Annotated in this window: 16 protein-coding genes; 10 read left to right on the forward strand and 6 right to left on the reverse strand. The window is 71.0% G+C overall.

Going from position 1 to position 24,936, the window contains the following annotated elements; all coding sequences use genetic code 11:
- The first annotated feature begins 72 nt into the window (after positions 1-72).
- Positions 73-1,074 carry a 3-oxoacyl-ACP synthase III family protein gene (locus tag WME89_RS15585; protein ID WP_438009931.1) on the forward strand — a complete coding sequence of 334 codons (1,002 nt, stop codon included), beginning with the start codon at positions 73-75 and terminating at the stop codon, positions 1,072-1,074.
- Positions 1,075-1,092: 18 nt separating this feature from the next.
- Here WME89_RS15585 and WME89_RS15590 read toward each other — a convergent pair whose 3' ends face one another.
- Entirely contained in the window at positions 1,093-1,914 is an 822-nt protein-coding gene (locus WME89_RS15590) for a hypothetical protein (protein ID WP_438009932.1), read from the reverse strand.
- A gap of 117 nt (positions 1,915-2,031) precedes the next feature.
- Entirely contained in the window at positions 2,032-2,934 is a 903-nt protein-coding gene (locus WME89_RS15595) for a LysR family transcriptional regulator (RefSeq protein WP_438009933.1), read from the reverse strand.
- 114 nt (positions 2,935-3,048) lie between these two features.
- Here WME89_RS15595 and WME89_RS15600 point away from each other — a divergent pair, with 114 nt between their 5' ends.
- The 3 genes from WME89_RS15600 (at position 3,049) to WME89_RS15610 (ending at position 6,322) form a co-directional block, all read left to right on the forward strand.
- Positions 3,049-3,405 (forward strand): rhodanese-like domain-containing protein, encoded by a 357-nt coding sequence (locus WME89_RS15600; protein WP_438009934.1) that lies wholly within the window; start codon positions 3,049-3,051, stop codon positions 3,403-3,405.
- Positions 3,406-3,464: 59 nt separating this feature from the next.
- The gene (locus WME89_RS15605) at positions 3,465-3,896 is read left to right on the forward strand and encodes a DoxX family protein (protein WP_438011937.1); all 432 of its coding nucleotides are present in this window, start codon (positions 3,465-3,467) and stop codon (positions 3,894-3,896) included.
- A gap of 230 nt (positions 3,897-4,126) precedes the next feature.
- Positions 4,127-6,322 (forward strand): glycoside hydrolase family 3 N-terminal domain-containing protein, encoded by a 2,196-nt coding sequence (locus tag WME89_RS15610; protein ID WP_438009935.1) that lies wholly within the window; start codon positions 4,127-4,129, stop codon positions 6,320-6,322.
- 81 nt (positions 6,323-6,403) lie between these two features.
- On the opposite strand, the gene WME89_RS15615 is transcribed toward WME89_RS15610, so the two are convergent.
- A complete protein-coding gene (locus WME89_RS15615; RefSeq protein WP_438009936.1) occupies positions 6,404-7,711 on the reverse strand; it encodes an ABC transporter substrate-binding protein in 1,308 nt (435 codons plus the stop codon).
- 493 nt (positions 7,712-8,204) lie between these two features.
- Between WME89_RS15615 and WME89_RS15620 the strand changes: the two genes are divergently transcribed.
- Together WME89_RS15620 and WME89_RS15625 are read left to right on the forward strand one after the other, a co-directional pair.
- Positions 8,205-8,969 (forward strand): hypothetical protein, encoded by a 765-nt coding sequence (locus WME89_RS15620; RefSeq protein ID WP_438009937.1) that lies wholly within the window; start codon positions 8,205-8,207, stop codon positions 8,967-8,969.
- A 31-nt stretch (positions 8,970-9,000) separates the two neighbouring features.
- The gene (locus tag WME89_RS15625; protein ID WP_438009938.1) at positions 9,001-10,179 is read left to right on the forward strand and encodes a cytochrome P450; all 1,179 of its coding nucleotides are present in this window, start codon (positions 9,001-9,003) and stop codon (positions 10,177-10,179) included.
- 147 nt (positions 10,180-10,326) lie between these two features.
- Here WME89_RS15625 and WME89_RS15630 read toward each other — a convergent pair whose 3' ends face one another.
- A complete protein-coding gene (locus WME89_RS15630; protein WP_438009939.1) occupies positions 10,327-12,582 on the reverse strand; it encodes a prolyl oligopeptidase family serine peptidase in 2,256 nt (751 codons plus the stop codon).
- 427 nt (positions 12,583-13,009) lie between these two features.
- On the opposite strand from WME89_RS15630, the gene WME89_RS15635 reads away from it, so the two are divergent.
- The 4 genes from WME89_RS15635 to WME89_RS15650 all read left to right on the forward strand — a co-directional run bounded on the left by WME89_RS15635 (position 13,010) and on the right by WME89_RS15650 (position 16,644).
- A complete protein-coding gene (locus WME89_RS15635; RefSeq protein WP_438009940.1) occupies positions 13,010-14,239 on the forward strand; it encodes a hypothetical protein in 1,230 nt (409 codons plus the stop codon).
- A complete protein-coding gene (locus WME89_RS15640) occupies positions 14,236-14,598 on the forward strand; it encodes a hypothetical protein (protein WP_438009941.1) in 363 nt (120 codons plus the stop codon). Before WME89_RS15635 ends, WME89_RS15640 begins: the two co-directional genes overlap by 4 nt.
- Before the next feature lie 259 nt (positions 14,599-14,857).
- Positions 14,858-15,616, forward strand: coding sequence for an SDR family NAD(P)-dependent oxidoreductase (locus WME89_RS15645; RefSeq protein ID WP_438009942.1), 759 nt, complete (start codon positions 14,858-14,860; stop codon positions 15,614-15,616).
- Positions 15,617-15,648: 32 nt separating this feature from the next.
- Complete coding sequence (locus WME89_RS15650) at positions 15,649-16,644, forward strand: aldo/keto reductase (protein ID WP_438009943.1); 996 nt, start codon at positions 15,649-15,651, stop codon at positions 16,642-16,644.
- A gap of 107 nt (positions 16,645-16,751) precedes the next feature.
- On the opposite strand, the gene WME89_RS15655 is transcribed toward WME89_RS15650, so the two are convergent.
- Together WME89_RS15655 and WME89_RS15660 are read right to left on the reverse strand one after the other, a co-directional pair.
- Positions 16,752-18,818: an ATP-binding protein gene (locus tag WME89_RS15655; RefSeq protein WP_438009944.1), complete on the reverse strand. Its 2,067-nt coding sequence runs from the start codon at positions 18,816-18,818 to the stop codon at positions 16,752-16,754.
- Positions 18,815-24,775 carry an AAA family ATPase gene (locus WME89_RS15660; RefSeq protein ID WP_438009945.1) on the reverse strand — a complete coding sequence of 1,987 codons (5,961 nt, stop codon included), beginning with the start codon at positions 24,773-24,775 and terminating at the stop codon, positions 18,815-18,817. Before WME89_RS15660 ends, WME89_RS15655 begins: the two co-directional genes overlap by 4 nt.
- Positions 24,776-24,936: the final 161 nt, after the last annotated feature.

Raw genomic sequence — 24,936 nt, forward strand, 5'->3', positions numbered from 1 at the left:
ATTCCGTGGACCGACCCGCCCCGCGCGATCGGCCGTCTCAACGCGGAGCCCATGATGTAGGCTGCGCTCCCAATGACGTCCGACGCCAGAAATCCTCGCGCGCGCATCCTCGGCACAGGCCGCTCCCTGCCCGCCGCCCCGGAGAGCGCGGCGCCTTCCGACGCGCCGCCGGCGGACGGCGCCCCGGGCGACGCGAGCGCGGGCAACGAGCGGCGCCGCGCCGCGCCCGGCGAGACGACGAGCGACCTGGCGGCGCGCGCGGCCAGGGCGGCCCTCGACGCGGCCGGCATCGGGCCGCGCGACCTCGAGATGATCATCCTCGCCACGTCGAGCGGCGACGCGCCGATGCCCGCGACCGCCGTGTACGTGCAGCAGAAGCTCGGCGCAGAGCTCATCCCGTCGTTCGACCTCTCCGCCTCGCTCACGGGGTTCCTCTACGGCCTCTCGGTGGCGAACCAGTTCGTCACGGCGGGGACCATGAAGCACGTCCTCGTGATCGGCGCGGACCTGCTCTCCCATCGCCTGGATCCGCGCGACCGCGCCGCGGCCGCGCTCTTCGGCGACGGCGCCGGCGCGGTCGTCGTCGGGCCTGCCGACGGCGAGGGGCGCGGGATCCTGAGCGTCAGCCTCCGCGCCGACGGGAGGAAGGCCGACGTCCTCCAGGTGCCCGGCGGCGGCTCCGCGGAGCCGCTCACCCAGGAGCGGCTCGCCGACCGGCGGCACTACCTGCGCGTGAACCAGCCCGAGCTGCGGCAGGCCGCGGAGGAGCGCCTCGCCGCGCAGGCCCTCGCGGCGCTCGTGACAGCAGGGCTCGCGCCCGCCGATCTCGACTGGGTGATCCCGCACCACGCCGACGCCCATATCACCGCGCTCCTCGCCGAGCGCCTCGGGTGCCCGAGGCAGCGCGTCCTCGGCGCGTTCGACGGGGGCAGCCCGGCGGGCGCGAGCGCCGGCTCGGTCGCCATGGCGCTCGACGAGGCGCTCCGCGACGGCCGGATCCAGCCCGGGCAGCACGTGCTGCTGTGCGCGCTCGGCGGCGGCCTCACGTGGGGCAGCGCCGTGCTCCGCGCGTGATGCGACGAGGGCGGGCCGTCAGAGCGGCCCGTCTGGCACGCGGCCCTCGAGGAGGCTCGCGCGCTGCGCCTCGCTGAACGGCGGCTCGAGCAGCCGCGCGTCCTGCTGGCGCGAGCGGAACAGCTCCGCGATGAAGCGCATCCGGTCCGAGAGCCGCGCCCAGCTCCGCGCCGCGGTGCCCGCCTCCGGACCGGGGGCGAGCCGCGGCGCCGGCGCCGGGCCGAGCGCGTCGAGCTGGCCGAGCAGCGCGCGCAGGGCCGGGAGATCGATCGCCTGCAGCGCCTCCGGGAAGAGCGGCCGCCCGGGGGGCGCCGGTAGGTCGCGGCCGAGCCGCAGCGTGCCGTCCGGCAGCCGGAGCGTCATCAGCTCGCGCGTCGCGAACCATTCCCAGGTGCGCGTGAGCTCGTCGGCGGCGGGGTGCAGGAGCGCGTCGAGCCAGCCGTGGGCCGCGTGGCGCGCCTCCCCGGCGGTCGAGGCGGTGGCCGCGCCGTGCGCCCACCCGAGCAGCGCGTCGCCGATCGGCGCGTCGAGCGAGCCCGCGATGTAAGGCTGGAGCCGGATCTGCTCGTGCAAGCCGACCTGCGCGTTCGCGAGCAAGATCAGCTCGGCCCGGCGCCGCGCGTCGCCCTCCACCCGCGCGTCGCGGTACGCGGCGAGCGCCTCGCGCAGCAGGCTCTGGCCGCCGCGCTGCGTGGGCCCGGGCGACAGCGACGCGAGCAGGCGCTCGAACGCGGCCGGCTCGCGGCCGACGTCGCCCTCGAGCGCGGCGATGAGGCCCGCGAACACGGGGGCGAGCTCGGCGAACACCTTGAGGTTGCCCTCGGCGATCAGGGCGCTCACGTCGCCGAGGATCCGCGTGGCCAGCCCGACGACGCCGTCGAGCGGATCGCCGAGCGCGCCGAGGAGCGCGCGATCGCGGCGGCGCGCCGCCCGCTGCGCCGCGTGTGCGCGCCGTCATCACACGTGCGCCGCGACGTCCGAGATGACGCCGCGGAGCCAGGCGTGCCCCGGATCGGCGTCGAGCCGCTCGTGCCAGACCATCCCGACGCGCCCCGCGGGCAGCTCGAGCGGCGGCGGGAAGATGCGCAGGCCGAACGGGGCCGCGAAGGGCTCGGCGACCCGGCGGCTGAGCGCCGCCACGAGGTCGGTCTTCGCGACGAGCGAGGGCACGAGGAGGAAGTGCGAGACGCGGACGCCGATGGTCCGGCGCAGGCCGCGGGCGGCGAGGGCGCGATCGACGCTCGTGGGGCCGTCGTCCCGCTCCGAGACGACGACGTGCGGGGTCTCGACCCAGGCCTTCAGCGTGAGCCGGGCGCGGATCCTCGGGTGGCCGCGGCGCGCGAGGCAGACGAACCGCTCCTCGAAGAGGCGCTCGCGGCGGTGCCGCGGCGGCAAGCGATCGAAGTAGCCGAGGACGAGGTCGAGCTCCCCCCGCGCGAGGGCGTCCGGGACCTCGTGCAGCCCCCACGGCCGGACCTCGAGGTGGACGCCCGGCGCCTCGCGCGCGATGCGGGCGAGGAGCGGCGGCAGGAGGACCAGCTCGACGTAGTCGCTCGCGGCGAGGACGACCGTGCGCTCGGCGGACGCCGGGTCGAACCTCGGCTCGGCGAACGCCTCGGAGAGCGCGGCGAGGCCGCGGCGCACCGGCTCGGCGAGCGAAAGCGCGCGCGGGGTCGGCGTCACCCCGCGCGGGCCGCGGACGAAGAGCGGATCGTCGAAGAGCGCGCGGAGCTGGCGGAGGGCGTTGCTCATCGCGCTCTGCGTGACCCCGACCCGCGCGGCGGCGCGCGTGACGTGGCGCTCGGCGAGGAGGGCGTCGAGCGCGACGAGGAGGTTCAGGTTCACGGTCGCGAGATTCACGTTCGTGATGATACCTCATCAGGATCATTCGTTGGATGACGGACGCGGGAGCGCGCAGATTCCCCTCGTCGACGGCGCCGAGGGGCTCGGGCCGTCAGCCAAGGAGGGCTCATCATGTCGAACGAGATCGGGTTGGAGGAGCTGTCGGAGCGGATCGGCCGGGGTGAAGGCCTCGTCGTCGCGGAGGTGCTGCCGGCGGCGTATTACGAGGCGGGGCACCTGCCGGGGGCGGTGAACCTGCCGCTGGACGGGCTCGAGCGGAGCATCGCGCGGCTCGCGCCGAGCCGGGAGACGGCCATCGTCGTCTATTGCTCGGGGCCGACGTGCCGGAACTCCCACGCGGCCGCGGCGCGGCTCGCCGCGCTCGGCTACGGCGCGGTGCGGGTGTTCGCGGGCGGCAAGGCGGCGTGGCGCGACGCCGGGCTCGCGCTCGAGCGACCGGCGGCGGCGGCGGTGGAGGTGCAGCGATGAGCGCGATCGCGATCGCCTCCGGGCAGCGGCAGCGGGAGAGGGCGGGCGCGGCCGCCGCGGTGGTCGCGCGGATCGCGCGGACCGAGGACGACGGCGTGGCGCTCGCGCTGCGGGTCGTGCTCGCGGCGGTGATGTTCCCGCACGGGGCGCAGCACCTGCTCGGCTGGTTCGGCGGCTTCGGCTACGCCGGGACCCGCGGCTGGATGGTGTCGATCGGGATCCCCGGCCCGCTCGCGACCCTCGCGATCGTGACGGAGCTCGTCGCGCCGCTCGCGCTGCTCGCCGGCGCCTTCGGGCGGCTCGCGGCGGCCGGGCTCGGCGCGCTCCTGCTGGTCGCGGCGACGACCCACCTCCCGAACGGGTTCTTCATGAACTGGCTCGGGAACCAGGCGGGGGAGGGGTGGGAGTACCACGCGCTCGCCATCGCCATCGCCGCGGCGATCGTGGTGCGCGGGAGCGGCGCGTGGTCGGTCGATCGGCGGCTCGGCTGACCGGCGCACGCGCGCGGGGCGGTCTCTCCTGCTCAAAGGAGGTCGCCATGGCCATCACCGATCCGGTGATCGAGCGCGAGGTCGAGGGCTGAAGGCGAACCTCCCGACACGCCACCTCGCTCCGACGTGAGCGTCAGTCTGGATCTCCCAAGCACGCACGGTAGAAGACCCGCTCTTGCCCCGCCGGGCGGACCTGTTATCGTGCGCCCCCACCTCGACCAGGAGAACTCATGAACGACGCTCCCCTCTACAAAGATGCCGGGCAACCCGTGGGCAAGCGGGTGGAAGACCTCCTGAGTCGGATGACCCTGGACGAGAAGGTCGGGCAGCTCATGCAGCTGGACGCCCAGGGAGATCTCGAAGACGCGATCGGGCGCATGAAGGTCGGCAGCCTCCTGCACTGCAACGGGAAGGACGCGGACGCGGCGATCCGGCGCGCGCTGGGCACCCGCCTCGGCATCCCGGTCCTGATGGCGGACGACGGGATCCACGGCCATTCCTTCTGGGCGGGCGCCACGATCTTCCCCACGCAGCTCGGCATGGCGTGCAGCTGGGAGCCAGGGCTCCTGGAGAAGGTGGCGCGGGTCACCGCCGCCGAGATGCGGGCCACCGGGCTCAAATGGACGTTCTCTCCCGTCCTGTGCCTCACGCGCGATCTTCGCTGGGGGAGGGTGGGGGAGACGTTCGGCGAGGACCCCTATCTCATCGGCGAGCTCGCCTGCGCGATGGTGAAGGGCTATCAGGGCAAGGGCCTCGACGACCCGGACGCGGTGCTGGCGACGGCGAAGCATTACGCGGGGTACTCGGAGACGCTGGGCGGGCGCGACGCGTCGGAGGCGAACATCTCCCGGCGCTACCTGCGCTCGTATTTCTTGCCGCCCTTCGAGCGGGCCGCGCAGGGCGGCTGCATGGCCTTCATGACAGGATACCAGTCGATGGACGGGATCCCGGCCACCGCCAATCGCTGGCTCCTGACGGAGGTCCTCAAGGAGGAGTGGGGCTTCCAGGGGATCGTCGTGACCGACTGGAACAACGTCGGTAACCTCGTGCTCGATCAGAAGGTCTGCAAGGACATGGCCGAGGCGGCCACGCTGGCGATCCGCAGCGGCAACGATCTCATGATGGCCACACCGCAGTTCTACGAGGGCGCCCAGGAGGCGGTGCGCCGCGGGCTCCTGGCGGAGGCCGAGATCGACGCGGTGGTGCGGCGCGTCCTTGCGCTCAAGTTCTCCCTGGGGCTCTTCGAGGACCCTGGGTACAGCAGCGAGCAGCGGATCAAGGAGGTCATCGGGTGCGCGGCCCACCGGGACCTCAACCTGGAGGTCGCGCGGGCGTCGCTGGTGCTGCTGAAGAACGACGGCCTCCTGCCGCTCGCCGACGGGGCGAGCGCCGCCGGGCCGGCGCCGCTGCGGCGGATCGCGGTGATCGGCCCCAACGCGGACGACCCGATCGCCCAGCTGGGCGACTGGTCGCTCGGGTCCGGCCAGATGAGCGGCGGCAACGGTCCTCAGCACCCGCGCTCGAGCATCGTCACGATCGTGGACGGGATCCGGGAGCTCGCGCCGCCGGGGTGCGAGGTGGTCCACGCCGCGGGCTGCTCGGTGGTGAGCGAGGACGAGTCGGGCATCGCCGCGGCGGTCGAGCTGGCCCGGGGCGCCGACGTGGTGGTCCTCGTCGTCGGGGATCGGATCGAGTTCATCGGCGAGACGAAGAGCACGGCGACCCTCGAGCTGATGGGCGGGCAGCGGGCGCTCGCCGACGAGATCGCCCGGACCGGCGTGCCCACGGTCGTGGTCCTCGTCAACAGCAAGCCGCTGGTGCTGCCGCGATCGGTGCTCGGCGCGGCCGCCATCGTCGAGGCGTTCAACCCGGGGATGATGGGCGGGCGGGCGGTCGCGGAGGCGGTCTTCGGGCGGATCAACCCCTCGGGCAAGCTGACGATCTCGTTCCCGTACCACGTGGGCCAGCAGCCGGTGTTCTACAACCAGGCCCGCGGCCAGCACGGGGCCCGTTACGCCGATCTCACGCAGGAGCCGGCGTTCGCCTTCGGCTTCGGCCTGAGCTACACGCGCTTTGCGTATGGCGATCTGAAGGTGCTGACACCCAGCGTGGGCAGGGAGGGCGCGGCCTCCTTCGAGGTGACGGTCACCAACGCCGGAGGGCGCGAAGGCGTGGAGATCGTCCAGCTGTACATCGAGGATCTGGTGACGTCGTCCACGTGGGCGCTGAAGGAGCTCAAGGCGTTCCGCCGCCTGAGCCTCGCGGCCGGCGAGGCGCGCACGGTGCGCTTCGACGTCCCCGCCTCGGAGCTCTCCATGCTCGACGCCGAGGGGCGCCGCGTGGTGGAGCCGGGAGAGTTCCGCGTCCACATCGGCGCCTCGTCCCGGCCGCAGGACCTGTTGAGCGCCGCTTTTGCGGTGGCATAGCGAAGCGGCGCGGGAGCGATGGACGAGGTCTGCCGCGGTGAGCTCACCTCCGGGAGAGCGACAGGCGAGCTCGCCGCGGGATCATTCGTCGGTCGCGCACGTGACGGGGACCGGGGCGAGATCGACGAAGGTCTCGCTGTCGATGGTCCACTTCTGCATGAAGTAATGCTTGCTCGCCCCGTACCGGTCGAACTCGTACTCCGCGGCTGCCCCGGCGTAGCGGAGGGGGATCCCAGCGCGCAGGCTGGCCATCGCCGATTTCAGATCCCGCCATGAGGCCACGTCGTTCTCGGGGTTGTTGAGCTCGCCGATGATCGTCTGCAGCGCATGTCCGGACGAAGGGATCTCCCCGCCCGTCGCCTGGGCGTACACGAGGCCCATCGCGATGAGGACGACACCGTCGTAATAGAAGTGCGCCGCGGGGAACGGCGCTTCGCCGTTCCACCGGCTGGAGAAGCGCTCGACGAAGGCCGCGGCGTTCTCGGTCGTGCAGCTGACCGCCTCCTGGGCTTCGTCCACGAGCTGGCACTCGCTCCGCAGGCTGAGCGAAGGCGAGACCCCGAAGTACCCGTCGAGAGAGCCAGCGGGGATGTTGGCGAAGAGCGCCTCGGCGCGCAGCGCAGGGCCGAGGAGCCAGGTGCCCGGCCGTCCGGAGACGGTCCACTCGGTCACGATGGTCGAGGCGGTGGCGGGATAAGCGGCCAGGAGCGTCCGGCCGGCGTTCGGCTGGAAGGCGGACTCGATCTTGCTCGTGTACGTCAGCTCGCCCGACGCGAACGTCACCGAGGGGAGGACCCTGCCCCCGAGCGCCACGAAGTGGCTCGTGAACTCCCTGCTGACGCTGGCGTTGTAGTCGTCCCGCGCCGCGAGGGTGTTCACTGTATCGATGCTCTCGTGAGTGGCATACTTCGCGAGCGCGCAACCGACGGCGAACGGGGAGGGGGCGAGCCGCATCCAGCCCCCCATCGTCTCGCTGCGCGCGGCGGCGGGGGCGGCATAGCCCGGCAACATCTGGAACCGATCGAGCGCCTTCACGTCCGGCGAGATCTCACGGGCTATATCGTTCTCCTCGGGCCCGATCACGTAGTGGACGTCATCCAGGTAAAGCAGGGCGAGCAGCTGATCCAACCCACGGTCCGAGCTCGAGTGACTGTCTCGGCTCATGATGTCGAACGGTCTACCGTCAAGCCCACCTGCGGCGTTCACGTCCTCGATCGCGAGCAATATCGCCTGTTCGAGGTTGCGGCCGATCGCCGACTCGCTCCCGGAGAACGGGAGGAGGGCCCCGAGGACGATCGCATCCTCGGGGTGAACGGGCGCTGTCGGCGAGCAGGATACCGAGGCTAGGGACGCGAGTCCCACGAGTAGTCCAATCTCCCTACAGTGCATGTGTCGTCTACGATAAACGAACCACACTTCGGTCCCATCCGCAAGAAAACATGACGTGAGCAACGATACCTGGTGCGGCATTTTGCGGCACCGTTGCAATGCAAGGCACAGTTCACTCGCTGCCGAGGGCCGTTGCGACGATCTGGCGCATTGCGGCGCCGCGCTCCTCGTTACCGTCGCCGCCGTCGCCGCGCCCGCGCGGGACATCGCCCGGGTCACCCTGCGCAGCGCTGACGCCGGAGCGCACGGGCCGCGGGGGCTCCCGACGGATCGGTGGCCACGCTGGCAGTCGCGGCGAGCGTCGGCTCCCCGATGGCCGAAGCGGCGCCGCCGCGTCCGGCGCCACGCTCGGAGTGGGCCTGGAGCACGCCTTCGGGCGCGCGCGCCGCCATCCGGCGTCGAGACGCGGTACAAGAGCTCCGAGCCGCTCGACAAGACGAGCCACCGGGGCGCCGCGAGCCCCGCGCGGCTGCTCGACCCCACGGACCCCCCCATGCTGAACCTCGCTCTCCGTCTCTCCCCGCGCCGCCCCGCCGTCCGCCTCGAGGTCCTCCGGCGGCGCGACTTCACCGGGCCGCGCCTGCGCGAGCTCCACGCCCTCTCGACCGCGCTCATGGCCGAGGATTTCGAGCACTTCCGCGTCCACGCCGAGACCAACGATGTCGTCCACGTCTTCCGCCGCGCCGACACGGGCGAGATCGTCGGCTTCCAGTTCTGGAAGACGGCGCCCCTGGCCTTGCCGCGCAGCCTGGCCATCGTGGGCGGCAAGCTGAGGATCGCGCCTGCCTTCCGGACGCGCGGGCTGCACCTCGTCTCTGGCCTCGTGTTCCTGCTCGACACGAAGCGCCGCGCGCCGCGGACCCGCCTGTACCGCCTCTCTATTGCCAGCCTCTTCGGCTTCGTTGCCATCACCGAGGCGCTCGCGCATTACCAGATCTTCGACCCGGGGCGCCGCGGCGGGGACGAGGACGAGGCCGTGCGCGCGGCGTTCATCGCGCTCGCCCGGGAGAGCGACTTCCGTGTAGACGAAGAGACCGGCCTCTTCTTGGTCAACATCTTCATGACCGAGGAGACGCGGAGCCGCTACCCGTCGCGCTACTTCGACCGCCCGGCCGCGCGGCGCTACGCCGCGGTGAACCCCGGCTTCCGCACGAACGGATGCTACGTCGGCTTCTGGTTCCGCTTCACGCGCGGTAACATCCTCGCCATGACGCGCGCGATCGCGACCAAGCTCTTCCGCCCGGACGCCCCTCGTTGATCTGCCGCCTGGGTATCGATAGCTTGTGAGGATGGACGACAAGAGGCCTCTATCCATCCTCGACTTCTCGGACGCCCAGCCGCATCCGACGTGGGCCAGGGCCAGGGCGGAGACCCCGGTCCGCCGTTACGACGCCTCGGCGATCAGCCCCGAGCCCAGCTTCGTCGTCTTCCGCCATGAAGACGCGGAGCGCGTGCTGCGCGACAGCGAGACGTTCTCGAGCTCGATCAACAACGCCGTGATCGGCAGGTACATGGGCGAGACCATGCTGGCCATGGACGGCAAGGAGCACCGCCAGTACCGCAATCTGGTGGCGCACGCGTTCCGGGCCTCCGTGCTCGAGCGGTGGGACGACGCGCTGGTGCGGCCCACGATCGCCCGGCTGCTCGGCGGCATCGCGCCCGCCGGGCGCGCCGACCTCATGCGCGAGGTCGTCCTGAAGTACCCGGTTCAGGTCATCTGCGGCATCGTCGGTGTGCCGCTCCAGGATCAGGAGCAGTTCGCCAGGTGGTCGGAGGACGTCGCGCAGGGCGCGCTGAACCCGCCGCGGGGCATCGCTTCCTCGCAGGCGATGCGGAGCTACCTCGCCGACATCATCGAGGCCCGCCGGCGCGAGCCCGCGGGCGATCTCATCAGCGAGCTCCTCGCCGCGGAGATCGACGGTCAGCGCCTCACGGAGGAGAAGATCTACGGCTTTCTCCTCCTGCTGCTGCCCGCCGGGGCGGAGACGACGTTCCGGGCGCTGGGCAACGCGCTCGTCGCCCTGCTCACGCGCCCGGCCGTGATGGCCCAGGTAATCGCCGATCGGTCGCTGATCCCTGCCGTCGTCGAGGAGGCGCTGCGCTGGGACACGAGCATCACGCTGGTGTCCAGGGTCGCCACGCGAGACACAGAGATCGCGGGGTGCCCCATCCCCGCCGGCTCGGCGATCAACGTCATCACGAGCTCGGCGTGCCGCGACGAGGCCCGCTACGAGGCGGCCGACACGTTCCGCCTCGACCGGCCTCCCCAGCCGCACCTCGCGTTCGGCTCCGGCCCGCACCAGTGCCTCGGGCTCCACCTCGCGCGCCTCGAGATGCGCGTCGCGCTCAACGCCATCTTCGACCGGCTCACCGACCTGCGCCTCGACCCGGCCGCGCCGGCGCCGGAGATCAAGGGCTTTGCGTTCCGCGGCCCCGAGGCGCTCCACGTCCTCTTCGACCCGTCCTGACGGATCGAGCGCGCCTTCCAGGCGCGTCAATGGGTGTGGAAGGAAAAGGGGAGACCGCCACGACGCCAGGAGCGCCAGGGGGAGAACACGAGTGGATCGCTCCTCCTCGGCGCCTCCGCCCTGGCGGCTCGAGCGCGGGGAGCTCTCCTACTGGGTCTCGAAGACGCGATAGAGGTACGTCGTGTTCAGCGCCTGGAGGAACGCGTAGGTCTCGGGATCTGCGGAGCCAGCGTGTCCACCCTTCTCACCCTCGTAGAAATAGAAGGGGATGTTCATCTCCTTCAGGCGCGCGGCCATCTTGCGCGCGTGCGCGGGGTGGACGCGATCGTCGGTGGTGGTCGTCGTGAACAGGATCGGCGGGTACTCCACGCCAGCCTCGATGTTGTGGTACGGCGAGTAGGCGCGGATGATCTCGGCCATCTCGGGATCCTCGGGGTCGCCGTACTCGCCCATCCAGCTCGCCCCTGCGCCGATCTCGTGGTAGCGCAGCATGTCGAGCAGGGGTACCTCGCAGGAGACGGCGCCGAAGAGGTCGGGCCGCTGCATGGTGACGGCGCCGACCAGGAGGCCGCCGTTGCTCCCGCCCTGGATCGCCAGGTGCGCGGGGGAGGTGATGCCCTTCGCGATCAGGTCCTCGGCGATGGCGATGAAGTCGTCGTACGACCGCTGCTTGTTCTCCAGGATCGCAGCCTGATGCCACGCGGGCCCGAACTCCCCGCCGCCGCGGATGTTGGCGAGCACGTAGACTCCGCCCTTCTCGAGCCAGTGCTTGCCGGTGAGCCCCAGGTAGAACGGCGGCAGCGTGTACTCGAACCCGCCGTAGCCGTAGAGGAGGGTCGGGTTGTCGCCGTCCGCGGGCGCCCCCGCGCGCTTGACGACGAAATAAGGCACCTTGGTGCCGTCCTTGCTCGTCGCGGTGTCCTGCGAGACCTCGAACGGCGAGGCGTCGAACAGCGCGGGGGAAGCGCTGATCTCCGTCACCTCGTACGTCTCGCCCTCGGGCCGCACCTGGTACACCGTCGTGGGCTGAAGGAAGCTCCTGAACGTGACATACGCGTCATCCATGCGCGGATCCGCGGTGACGTCGGCGTCCCCGAGCGGCGGGATGGGGACCGCCTTCGAGGTCCACCCGCTGTCCGTGGAGGTGAAGGAGAGGACCTCGGCGGCGACGTCGCGGAGCTGCGTGACGAGGATGCCTTCCCTCGACTTCGTGAGCCCGACGAAGGCGCTCCGCTCGTCGGGCGCGTACACGAGCTCCGCGCTCGAGGCCGCGTCGTCTGGCGAGACGGCGGCGAGCGAGCCGGACTTCAGCGTCGCGCCGGAGACGCTCCAGTCCGAGGCGAGCCGGACCAGCAGCTTGCCCTGGAAGAGATCCCAGATCGTGGCGTCCTGGGGCACCTCGATCTTCACCGGCACATCGTCGCTCCCGAGCACGTAGTTGTCCGCGTGGTAGAAGTCGACGTAGCTCGTGATGATCCTGAGGCTCGACCCGTCGACGTCATGAACGGTCGCGCCGGCGGAGAGGACCGTGTCCTTCTCGGCCTCGAAGACGAGCTTCGCCTCGGAGAGCGGGGTGCCGCGGCGCCAGATCTTCACCTGCCGCGGGTAGCCCGAGGTCGTGAGCGTTTCCTCGTCCGTGCCGTACGCGAGGAGCAGGGTGTCCTTGTCGCTCCACGCGACATAGGACTTGGCCTCGGGGAGGACGAAGCCGTCGGCGACGAACGCGCGCGTCGTCTTGTCGAACTCGCGGATGACGATGGCGTCCTTGCCCCCCCGCGAGAGCGAGATGAGGCACAGGTCGGTATCGTTGTAGTAACAGTCCGACCCCGCATAGACCCAGTCCTCGTCCTCCTCGGTCGCGAGCTGGTCGACGTCGAGCAGGACGTCCCACGCGGGCGCCGCGGCCAGGCAGGCCTCCGCCGCCGTCCGGCGCCACACCCCGCGCGGGTTGGTCGCGTCCTGCTTGAACTGGTAGACGAAGCCGTCCGGCTCCGGGATGCACCGGAGCGGCGGCTCCTTCGTCCTCTCGCGGTAGTGATCGTCGTAGAGCGACGTGAACGGCTCGCCCTCGGTCAGGGCGTCGAGCGTCGCCTGGTTCGTCTCCTGCACCCACTCGAGCGACTCCGGAGAGGTCGCGTCCTCCAGCCACGTGTACGGGTCTTCCCCGCCCGCGCCCGTGGAGGCCCCCGAGCCCCCGGTGCCGCTCGCGGCCCCGGCGCCGCCGGCGCCGCCATCTCCGCCGGCGCCGCCGTCTCCGCCGCCGCCGTCGCCTCCACCGCCCCCTGTGCCCGTCGCGCTCGATGTCGGCTCACCGCCGGAACCGCACCCGATGAACACGCCGCTCGCGACCGCTGACACGATGATCCAGGCAGCGATACCCGCCTTCGATGTCCGTGTGTACATAGATGAATGATCTCCCTGTCGAGAAGGTAGATATCCTGCCACACGCGAACGTGACACAACAGCGAGAGCAACTTCCTGACGCCGGGTGAGGTGAGGAGAACGGCGGATGCGGCCTGCGCACGCGGCCTGACCTGGACGACGTGGTGAATCGATGAGTCCTGTGATCGGCGCTGCGAAAGGGCGGGAGCGACATCGCCGGAGAACACCCATCTCCCCTCCACGCTGTCAGTCACCGCGGTGCGAATGAACACCTGATGAGGGGAGCTCTCGGATCCTCGCCCCTTCGAGGTCACGCGCGGCGCCCGGGGCCAGCACCGGCGCGACCGCCTCCGGGGTGGGCTCCCGGTGATAAAATCCCCGAGGCCTCCTCGGAACCGCCACATCTCGCACGCGGCCCGGCCACGGCGCCGCACCAGGGTCCAGCCCCATGACCGACCTCTCTCCCGCCAGCGTCGCGCGCCGCCCCGCCGGGCGCCTGCGCCGGCTCGGCGCCGTCGCGCTGTCGCTGCTGATCGCCGCGGCGGTCTGGCTCCCTTGCCTGCACGTGTTCTTCCGGCACGACGCCGCCGAGCACCGCCCTTCCGGGGAGCTCTCGCCGCGCGGCCGGGCGCTGCTCGCGCACCAGCTCTCCCTGTGGGAGGACACGGCCGCGAAGGACGCGACGCTCGCGCGGATGCGGGCCACGAACGCCGAGTGGGACTTCATGGGTCGGACCTTCCTCGTCCTCGGCCTCGCCAGCGCCGCGCTGCGGGAGCCAGGGGCCGAGGCGCGCCACCTCGCCGTGATGGATCGGATCGTCGACGAGACCCTCGCGCTCGAGCGCGAGCGCGGGATGCTGCACTTCATGATGCCCTACGCCACGGGGAGGCCGTTCGTGCAGCAGCCCGCGCGCAGCCTCTTCGTGGACGGCGAGATCGCGCTCATGCTGGGCGCCCGAGCGCTGGTCGAGCGCCGCGCCGCGTACGAAGCCGAGCTCGACGCCCGCGTCGCCGAGATGCAGGCCCGCATGGAGCGGAGCCCCGTGCTGTCGGCCGAGAGCTACCCCGACGAGTGCTGGACCTTCTGCAACACGCTCGCCCTCGCCGCCATGCGCATGGCCGACGCGCTGCGCGGCGAGCGCCGCGGGCTGGACCTCGGCCGCCGCTGGCTCGCGGCCGCGCGCGCCAGGCTGGTGGACCCGAAGACCGGGCTGCTCGTGTCGAGCTACACGCACGACGGCAGGATCCTGGACGGCCCCGAGGGGTCGTCCCTGTGGCTGGTCGCGCACGCGCTGCTCCTGATCGACCCGGATTTCGCGCGCGATCAGTACGCGCGGGCGCGCCGTGAGCTCGGCGCGGATCTCCTCGGCTTCGGCTGGGCGCGCGAGTGGCCGCGCTCCTGGTCCGGCCCGGAGGACGTGGACTCGGGCCCGATCGTGCCCCTCGTGGGCGCGAGCGCCGGATCGAGCGGCCTCGCGCTCCTCGGCGCGGCGGCCTTCGGCGACGCGCCGTACCTCGGGGCGCTGCTCACCTCGCTCGACTTCGCCGCGTTTCCGATCCGCGAGGGCGACCGGCTGCGCTACGCCGCGAGCAACCAGGTCGGCGACGCGGCGCTGCTCTACGCGCTGAGCTTCGGCCCGCTCTGGGAGCGGATCGCCGCCGCGGGAGGTGCCCCGTGACCCGCGCGCTCGCCCTCGGCGCCGCGCTGCTCGCCGCGGCCCTCGTCGCCTGCCACCTGCTCGGCCTGCGCGAGCACGTCTCCGTGCTGAGCGGCACGGCGCCGCCCGGCAGCGCGGGCGACGCCACGCTCGGCGTCGCCCACGCGCTCGCGTGGTTCGGCGGCGTGATCGTCGCGCCGATCCTCGCGCTCGCGGCGGGCGTGCTCGCGCTCCTCGACAGGCTCGGTGTGGCCGGCGCGCGGGCTGCCTCGCCGGCAGCACCGCGCCAGCAGGTTGCTGCGGGCGCAACAGGCGAGCCGCCGGCCGGCGCGCCGGCGCGGCGCGACGCCGCCGGGAGGGCACGGCCGCCGGGTGAATGACCGGACGGCGCCGCGCCCGGCGGGCGCGTGCCGTTCCACGAGAAGGGCGTGTGAGCGCCGGCTGGAACGAAACGTGCTATGCGCGGCTCGCCGTCCGACTCCGCTCATCGGCGCGGGGAGCAGCCATGTCCGCTCTCCTCACCGGACTTGCCGCGCGCGGCCGCCGCAAGGAGCGCTGTCTGGCGTGATCGGTCGAACCTTTGCCGCGCCTCGGCGCACGTAACCCAGACCTCGTGTCTACCCTGGAAGGGAGCCGCTCTTGGACCTCGAACTCACCGGAAAACGCGCCATCGTGACGGGCGGCAGCCGCGGCATCGGCAAGGCCATCGCGCGGGAGCTGGCGCGCGAGGGCGCCGACGTCGTGATCGCCGCGCGCGGCAAGGACAAGCTGGAGGCGACCGCGGCCGAGCTCGCGGCGGAGACCGGCCGCCGCGTCGTCCCGCTGGTGGTCGACACAGGCAACGAGACGTCGGTCAACACGCTCGTCGAGCGCGCCGTCGCCGCGCTGGGCGGCGTGGACATCCTGGTCAACAACGCCGCCCTGCCGGGCGGGATCTCGCCGGCCACCCGCCTCGATCAGATCCTCGACGAGCAGGTGATCGAGGACATCAACATCAAGGTGGTGGGGTATTTGCGGACCGCGCGCGCCGTCGCGCCGCACCTCGTTTCGAACGGCTGGGGCCGCATCATCAACATCGGCGGGCTGGCGGTGCGCAAGACGGGCCGCCCGGTCGCCACGCTGCGCAACGTCGGCGTGGCGGCGATCACGAAGAACCTGGCGGATGAGCTGGGCCCGAAGGGGATCAACGTGACCGTCGTGCACCCCGGCGCGACGCGCACCGAGCGCACCCGGCCGGAGTCCGAGCAGGACCTGGCCGCGTCGGTGAGCATCGGCCGCATCGTGGACGCCCGCGAGGTCGCGTATGTGGTCGCGTTCCTCGCCTCGCCGAGGAGCGTCGCCATCAACGGCGACGCCGTCGTCGCCGGCGGTGGCAGCGTCGGGCCGATCTACTATTGATCCGTATCTAGTACAGAACCCAACGGAAGACCATGACCATCCCGACTACCCGCCTCGGCCGTACCGGCCTCACCGTTTCCCGCCTGTGCCTTGGCACGATGACGTTCGGCTTCCAGACGGACGAGGAGACCTCGCGCGTCATCCTCGACAAGGCCGCGGCCGCCGGCGTCAACTTCCTCGACACGGCGGACGTGTATCCGCTCGGCGGCGGCCTGCCGACCGCCGGCCGCACCGAGGAGATCGTCGGCCGCTGGCTCAAGGGCAAGCGCGATCGGTTCATCGTGGCCACGAAGTGCGTCGGCCGCGTCGGCCCGAACGAGTGGGATCAGGGCGCCTCGCGCAAGCACATCCTGGACGCCATCGACGCCTCGCTGCGCCGGCTCGGCACCGACTACGTGGATCTCTATCAGCTGCACTCCGACGACCGCGACACGCCGATCGACGAGACGCTGGAGGCGCTCGACGTCGTGGTGCGCTCCGGCAAGGCGCGGTACATCGGCGTCTCCAACTACCTGGCCTATCGCCTGGCGCGCGCGCTCGGCCGCGCCGAGGCGCGGGGGCTGACGCGCTTCGTCTCCGTGCAGCCGCGCTACGCGCTGCTGTTCCGCGAGATCGAGCGCGAGCTGCTCCCGCTGGCGCAGGAGGAGGGCCTCGGGGTCATCCCCTACAACCCGCTCGCGGGCGGCTTCCTCACGGGCAAGCACCACCGCGGCGACCCCACGCCGGGCACGCGCTTCACGCTCGGCACGGCGGCGTCCAACTACCAGCAGCGCTACTGGAACGAGCGCGCCTTCGCGACCGTGGAGAAGCTGCAGGGCCTCGTCGCCGAGGCGGGCCAGTCCCTCACGACGGTCGCCGTGGCGTGGGTGCTCGCCAACCCGGCGATCACGTCGGCGATCATCGGCGCCAGCCGGCCGGATCAGCTGGACGCCACGCTCGCCGCGGGCGAGCTCGCGCTCGATCCCGAGCTCAAGGCCCGGCTCGACGAGGCCACCGCGGAGTACCGCCGCGGCGACGCGCCGCGCTGAGCCGGCGCCCTCGCGCGGCGTCCGCCGGGCGAGGGGCCGCTCGCGGCGCCGCGGGTCCCACCGCCGCTGGTGCGCCGTGTCGGGGTGACCGGCTCCGGCTGCCTTCGCTACGCGTCGTGGCGCCCTGCGCCCTCGGTCGACAGCGGCAGCTCGATGCAGAAGGTCGAGCCCTGGCCGACCTCGCTCGATAGGCAGATTCGCCCGCCGTGCGCCTCGACGATGGTGCGCGTGATAAAGAGGCCGAGCCCGAGCCCCCCGTAATTCCGCGACGAGACGCCGCGGCGAAACCGCTCAAAGAGCTGCGCCTGCACCTCGGCCGGGATCCCGATCCCTCGGTCCGTTACCGAGAGCCGTGCGACCCCGTCTTCCCCGGTGATGGTGATCTCGATCGGTGAGCCTTCCCCGAACTTGATCGCGTTGGTGAGGAGGTTGGTCACGACCTGCTCCAGCTGGTACGGGTCCCACCAGCCGATGACCGGCTGCTCCGCGCGCATGGCGAGCGTGCTGCCCGACTGCGCGAGCTGGTCGCCAAGGTGGGCGACGATCTCGGCGACCAGCTCGCGCAGATCGACGGACGCCCTGTTCAGCTCGAGCTTCCCCGCCTGGATCCGCGAGGCGTCGAGGAGCGTATCGATGAGCGTGGCGAGGCGCTTGGTCTGGCGCCCGGAGCGGGCGACCGCGGATCGCACGCGCTCGACGTTCATGCCTTGCGAGAGCCTTTGCTCCAGCGATTGAACGGAGAGCTGCAGGCTGGTGAGCGGGGTGCGGAGCTCGTGCGAGGCGACAAGGAGGAACTCGTCCCGCAGATGGATGGCCTCCTCCGCCGCCGCACGCGCGCGCCGCTCCTCCAGGAGGAGCCGATTGCGTTGCTGTTCGGCGTCCACGCGCGCGGTGATGTCGCGGAAGCTAAAGACCCGCCCGACCACGAGCCCACCGAGGCGCTGGGGCTGCGAGTAACGCTCGAAGACCCGCCCGTCCAGGAGCGGGAACGTATCGACGGCGCTCGCCTCGGGCTCGGCGTAGAGCTCATGGACGCTTTGCAGGAAGGGCCCGGGCTCGCGGAGCCGGCTGCTGGCGAACGCGAAGAACGTGTCGGCCGATCCGCTGGCGAGGACGTCCTCGGGGACGCGCCACATCTGCGCGAACCTGCGGTTATGGCGCACGACGCGCCTCGCGCTGCTGTCGACGACCAGGATGCCGTCCGCTGTCGATTCGAGCGTAGCCTCGAGGAGCGAGTAGGAACGGCGCAGCACGTCCTCGGCGTGCTTGCGGGAGGTGATATCGGTCGAGATGCCGCAAATGCCCTCAGGTTTTCCGGCGGGGCCGCGGAGCGGGAACTTGAGGGACATGTAGGTGCGCACGCCGTTGCTCTGGGGAGCCGGCTCGTCGAGCTCGACGGCCCGATTCTGCTGCAGGACGAGCAGATCGTTGGCGCGGTACCCATCGGCCTGCTCGGGTGGGAAGAGGTCGTGGTCGGTCTTGCCGAGGACCTGCTCGCGACCCATGTGGAAGAGCTCTTCGTACCCGCGGTTGATGAGCATGTAGCGCCCCTCGAGGTCCTTGGCGAAGATGACGGCGGCCGTATTGTCGATGATGGCCTGAAGCAGATGCTGGCTCTCACGGAGAGCGGCGTTCGAGCTGCTCAGCTCGGCCGTGCGTTCGCGCACCCGCTGCTCCAGCTCTTGATGAGCGCGCTGCAGCGCCGCCTCTTTTTGCTGGCGTATCGCCACCTCGCACTGCAACTGCGCGTTCTTCGCTTCGAGCTCCTTTTGCGCGTCGCGCAGGCTCAGGTGCGTCGTGACGCGCGCTATCACCTCTCCGATGTCGCATGGTTTGGTGATGTAATCGACGCCCCCCGACTTGAACCCCACGAGTTTGTCGGCCGCGTCGGTCACACAGGTCATGAAAAGCACCGGGATGTCTCGAGTGCTTTCAGCCGCTTTCAGGCACCGGCAAGTCTCGAAACCGTCGATGCCAGGCATCAGCACGTCCAGCAGGATCAGGTCGGGTCTCGTGAAGCTGGCCCGCTTCAAAGCCTCTTCACCGCCCTGAGCGACGAGCACTCGATGACCAGTGCATTCCAGACCATCCACCAGCACGCCGAGGTTGGCTGGCATGTCATCCACGATCAAGATAGTGCGGGGGCCCGCGCCGGGTGCCGTGGCTCTGCTCATGGTCGCTGACCGCCCTCCACGCGCCGCGGCGGCGCCAGCCCCACCGTCGCCTCCGGCTCGACCTCCTGCAGGTGGTGCTCGACCAGGCTGAGGATCGCCTGGGACTGGTAGTCCTGCGTCAGGCGATCCAGGCGGTCGGCGAAGGGACGGTAGCGCTCGCCGAGGGTGGTCAGGTAGGCCGCCCGCTTTCGGATGTCGCGCATGTTGCCCTCCAGGGCCAGGGCATGCAGGACTTCCATCTCCGCGCGGGGCGGCGCCAGGGGCTCCGCGTCCTCCCCGTCCTCGGCTCGCTCTGCAGCCGATCTGGCATGGACCTGGGTCAACCCGAGCTGGGCGCCGCCGATCCGCAGCGGGCTCTCCTGGTCGATCGGCTTGCGCGGCCCCTCGTAGCCGATGGGGGGCCGCTCGGAGGATCGGAGGGGGGCTGCGAGCTCGGCCACCGGCAGGGGCACCTCGAACCAGAAGCGGCTGCCTTCGTCGGGCCGGCTTTCCACGTGGATCTCGCTCCCCATGAGGTGCACCAGCTGGCGGCTTATCATCAGCCCGAGGCCGCTCCCGGCGCGGCGCCGCACGTCCCCCACCCGCCCGAAAGGCTGGAAGAGCTTGGCCAGCTGCTCCGGCGTCATTCCGACGCCGGTATCCTCCACCTCGAAGCGCAGCCGCGCCCCGGTCTCGCCCTGGGAAAGAGCCTGCACCCCGAAGCGCACCCGCCCCCGATCGGTGAACTTCACCGCATTGCCCAGCAGGTTGAGCAGCACCTGGCGCAGGCGCTTTTCGTCAACGAGCACCGCCTGGGGCAGGTGGGGCGTGGCCTCGTAGAGGAACTGAAGGCTCTTCTGCTCCGCCCTGACGCCGATGATGTCGGCGACGACCGCCAGGAAGCTCGAGAGATGGATCGGCTCGGGATAGAGCTCGAGCTTGCCCGCCTCGATCTTGGCCAGGTCGAGCAGGTCGTTGATGAGGGTCAAGAGGTGCTGACCGCTCTGCTGGATGGTGTTCAGTCCTGTCGCCTGGCGATCGTCGAGCCCCGGGGAGCGCTTGAGGATCTGGGCGTAGCCGAGGATGGCGTTGAGCGGCGTGCGCAGCTCGTGGCTCATGTTCCTCAGGAACTCGGTCTTCGCGTGGCTCTCGGCTTCGGCCGTCTTGCGGGCCTGGCGCTCCGCTTCGGCCTGCTTGCGCTCGGTGATGTCGGTGGAGATGCCGCAGACGGCATACGGCTGCCCCGCCGCGTTGCACAGGGGGTACTTGAGAGAGATATAGGTGTGCAGCCCATCGTCCTGGGGGACGTCGTCCTCGGCTTGCAGCGCCGTTCGGGTGGCCAGCACCTGTTGGTCGACGGCGCGGAAGGCATCGGCCTGCTCCCTGGGGAAGACATCGTAGTCGGTCCGGCCGACGATCGCTTGCTCACCGACGTGGAACAGCTCGGCGTAGCGCCGGTTGATCATCAGGTAGCGCCCCTCGAGATCTTTGAGGTAGATGACCGCTGTCGAGTTGTCGATGATCGACTGCAGCAGCTCCTTGCTGTCCCGCACGGCCTGCTCCGCTCGCCGTCGCTCGCTGTTCTCCTGAAGCAGTTCGGCGTAGAGCGTGGCATTGGCGATCGAGATGGCGGCCTGGGCCGAGAGCAGCTCCAGCACCGAAAGCCGCTCCGGGGTGAACGCGCCGGCGATGAGGTCGTTTTCCAGGTAGAGCAGCCCTACGAGCTCCGCCTGCCGCAGGATGGGCAGGCAGAGAGCGGATTTGGGGTACCGAGAGAGGTGGTCGCCGGCGACGAGGGGATCCCGTGCTGTCCCGTCGTCCAGGATCACCTTCTCCCGGCTGCGCCGGACGTAGTTGAGGAGGGATACCGGCAGATCCGAAGGGGAGGCTTCGGGCTCGTGGGGAATCCGCACCTCGATCTGGGGCCCCTCCGCCCTCGCCTCGGCAGCCAAGAGCAGGGTCTCGCCGCGGGCGAGGAGCAGGCAGCCCCGCTGCGCGCCGGCGTTCTTGACCAGGATGCGCATGAGCGCGTCGAGCAGCCGGTCGAGGACGAGCTCGCCCGAGATGGCCTGGGAGGCCTTGAGCACCGAGCCGAGGTCGAGCGCGGTGCCGGCGGGCGCAGCGGCCTCCGGACACGTCGCGCCGCGGAGGATCTCGCTGGGCACGAGGTCGGGGTACGCGCGCTCGAGGCGCCGCATCGCCTCGGTCGCTCCCCATCGGCCGTAGGCCCTGTGCGCCTCGGTCAGGTAGGTGCGGGCGATGGTGGTCTTGCCGAGCGCGCGGAAGGAGAGGCCCGCTAGCTCGTTGGCGAGCGCCTCGTCGTGGAGGTAGCCGCCGCGGTGCGCGAGGGCGATCGCCTCGTCGTAGCGCTCCCAGGCCGCGCGCGCGTCGCCGCGGATGCGCTCGAGCTCGGCGCCGAGCAGGGCGCTGCGGTGCGCCATGTTCTCCGGGCAGAGGTCCGCCCAGCGCGAGAGTTTTTCAGCAAAGAGCTCCGCGCGGGCGAGGAAGAGCGCGCGCTCGTCCGGGGAGACCACGTCCGCCGCCTGCGTGAGCGCGACGCCGGCGTAGAAATGGCACGCGGGGATGCCGAGCCAGCCCGCCACGGTCGGGATCTCGATCTCCAGCGAGAGCGCGGTGCGCGCCGCTTCCTCAAACGCGCCCTGGAAGACGCCGAGGATCACGACGTACGTCTGGGCGGAGGGAGGCGAGAGCACGTTGCCCATCCGGCGGGCCTCCTCGATCACCTCGTCGATGTCGATCCATTCTCCCTTGAGCTTGGCCGGGTGCGCGGTCTCGACCGAGAGCTGGTGCGCGATCTGTACGACCGCGTCGACCATCCAGGTGATGGCGTTGCCCCTGTCGAGTTTGCATATCGGCTGGTAGCTCTGCGCCTCGGCGAGGAGGTCGGAGAGCGGGAGGCCGCGCAGGAGGCTGTTCATCATGGCGTTGACCGCGGTGTAAAACGCCCAGATGTACTGGCCCGTCTCGAGCCCGACGTGCATCCCCGCGAGCAGCGACTTCTGGCAGGCGGGGTAACCCTCCCTCCAGTGCTGCACGTAGGAGCCCCACATGTTGCGGAGCATCGACTCGGACATCTTGTCCGGGTGGCGCTCCGAAAGGTCGATGGCGGCGCGGCCGAAGCGGTAGCCGAGCTCGATGTCGCCGCGGCCGCAGAGGAACGTCCCGAAGTTGATGCAGGCGTAAATCGCGTGCTTCGATAGCCCGTGGCGGAGCGTGTTCTCGAGGATCTTCGCGACCGTGATGCCGAGGTTGTTGGGGCTCAAGAACCCGCAGGGAGCGAAGAGCTCCTGGAGCACATCCTGCATGGCGCGGCTCTCCGGGTCCGCGAGCGGCGGCAGGTCTGGCAGCGCTTCGAGCGTCTTTTCCCGGACGAGCGCCATCGTCGCCCGGATTTGCGCGTCGACCATGGCTTCGTCGGGGAACGGGGGCAGGTCGATCCCGAACGGGCGCAGGGCCGCGAGCCCTTCCGCGAGCGCGGCGGGCAGGTCGTTCTTGAGAACCTGCACGCCCATCTTGAGCCGCAGCACCTCGGTGCGATCGAGCCGGCTCGTGGCGCGCTCCAGGCACTCGGAGAGGACCGCGAGGGCGTCGTCGTGCTGGCCCGAGAGCGCGAGGATGAGCGCGGTCTTCATCGCGTACTTGAGTCGGAGCGGGTACTGCGACGTCCAGGCGTCCTCTGGAAGGCGCAGGAGGCCGAGCTTCAGGTAGCGCAGGGCCGCGCCGAACGCGGACGCGTCCTCGGCGCGGCAGGCGGCCTCGAGGCTCATGCGGGCGAGGCAAAGGCGCTCCGCGGGGTCCGACACGAGGTCGCCTGCGCTGTTCAGGTGGCCGACGACGTCGAAGAGGCTCTGGCTCTCGGAGAGGTCCAGCTTGCCCGCGAGCAGCCGGCCGATCCGGAGGTGGAAGGCGGGCCGGCCCGCCCCCGGGATCATCGCGTAGGCGCCCTCCTGGATCTTGTCATGGGCGAAGCGGTAGCCCTCGCGCCCGGCGAGCACGAGCCCCTCGCCGACGGCGGGATCGAGGCGGCCGTACACCTCTTCCGGCGAGCACTCGCTCACCGTGGCGAGCATGTCGAGCTCAAACCGGTTGCCTATCGCCGCGGCGAGCTTGAGCGCCTCCACCGCCTCCGGCGGCAGGCGCGCGATGGTGCGCACCATGAGGTCGACGACGTTGTCCGTGTACGCGAGCGCGTCGATCCTGGCGAGGTCCCAGCGCCAGCCTGACCCGGCCGTGTACGTGAGCACGCCGTGGTCGTGCAGCGACCGGACGAACTCCTTGACGAAGAACGGGTTGCCACCGGTCTTCTTCTGCACCGCATCGGCGAGCGGCCCGCAGTCGTCGCGCTTGAGGCTGTCCGAGAGCATCTCGAGCAGGTGCGGGCGCGCGAGCGGGGCGAGGACGATGTCGCGCACGACGATCCCTGTGTGCTTGAGCTCCTCGATGGCCCGGACGAACGGGTGCCCGGGCGACACCTCGTTGTCGCGGTAGGCGCCGCAGAAGAAGAGCGCCTCGAGCGAGTCGTCGGCGAGGAGCGTGCGGAGCAGCCCCAGGCTCGCGGCGTCGATCCACTGCAGATCGTCGAGGAACAGGACGAGCGGGTGCACGCCGCGCGCGAACACCGAGACGAACAGCAAAAAGCAGCGGCTCAGGCGCGTCTGCGCCTCGAGCGGGTCGAGCGCCGGCACGGGCGGCTGCGCGCCGACCACATGGGAGAGCGAGGGGATGACGTCGCAGACGACCTGCGCGTTCGGCCCGAGCGCCTCGAGGATCGCGCTCCGCCAGCGCTCGATGCGCGCCTCGCTCTCGGTGAGGATCTGCCGCACCAGGCCGTCGAACGCCTGGATCACCGCGCTGTAGGGCGCGTCGCGGTTGTACTGGTCGTACTTGCCGCTCGTGAAATAGCCCTTCTGCCGCGCGAGCGGCTTCAGGATCTCGTGAACGAGCGAGGACTTGCCGATGCCCGAGTAGCCGGAGACGAGCACGCTCTCGCGGCTGCCCTCGAGCGCGCGCTCGAGCGCGGCGGTCAGCGCCTCGATGTCCTGCTCGCGGCCATAGAGCTTCTGGTGGATCCGGAACAGGTCCTGGCGATCGTGCTGGCCCGCGACGAAGGGCTCGATGGTCCCCGTGCCGCGCAGGGCCTCGCGACAGCGTTCGAGGTCGGCGAGCAGACCCTCGGTGCTCTGGTAACGGTCCTCGGCGTTCTTCGCGAGCAGCTTGAGCACGACGCCGGAGATGGCCTCGGGGAGCGTCGGGTCGACGCGGGACGGCGGCGCGGGAGCGATGGCGAGGTGCGCGTGGATGAGCTCCATCGGGTCCAGGGCCTCGAAGGGGAGCTGACCCGTGAGCACCTGGTACAGGATGACGCCGAGCGCGTAGAAATCCGTCCGGTAGTCGACGCCGCGGTTCATGCGGCCTGTCTGCTCGGGGGAGACGTAGGGCAGCACGTCGGCGATCACCGCCGGCGCGTAGAGCCGTTCGTGCGCGCGGGTGATCTCGGCGTCGACGCCGAAGCTTGTGATCTTGACCGCGCCGCATGCGCCGACGAGCACGTTGTGCGGGCGCAGATCGCGGTGGATGAGCCCCGCCGCGTGCACCGCGGCGAGCCCTTCGGCGAGCGCGGCCGCGAGATCGAGCGCCTCGCTGACCGGCAGTCTGCGCGCCGGGCGCGCGGCGAGGATCCGCGCGAGATCGCGGCCCGGGAAGTCCTCGAGAACGAGGATCAAGGCGCCGGAGAGCTCCTCGACGCCGCGTAGCGCGACGAGGCGGGGCGAGGCGAGCTGCGCGATGCGCTCGCACCGGTGCTTGAAGCGCGCGACCTCGGCGCGAGTCGCGCTTTCCGCGCGCAGGACCTTCAGCAAGACCGGGACGTCCTCGCCCTCGCGGCATGCGCGGATCAGGCTGAAATCGGCGGTTTCCGCGATCCTCTCGCGAAACGTATAGCCTGTTCCAACGATCATCGACCCCCCGCTCGCTCGCCGCTGCAATTTAACTCACATGACCAAGTATATGCGCGAGGGGAGACTTGGCACAGGAATTGAGCCGCACCACCGGGGCTTGGGACTGCCCACGCCCCCCGCACGCCCGCTCGCGCGCCGCGACAGGAGCTTTCACCGAACTC

It is taken from the genome of Sorangium sp. So ce321 (assembly GCF_051530195.1).
Classification (GTDB): Bacteria; Myxococcota_A; Polyangia; order Polyangiales; family Polyangiaceae; genus Sorangium.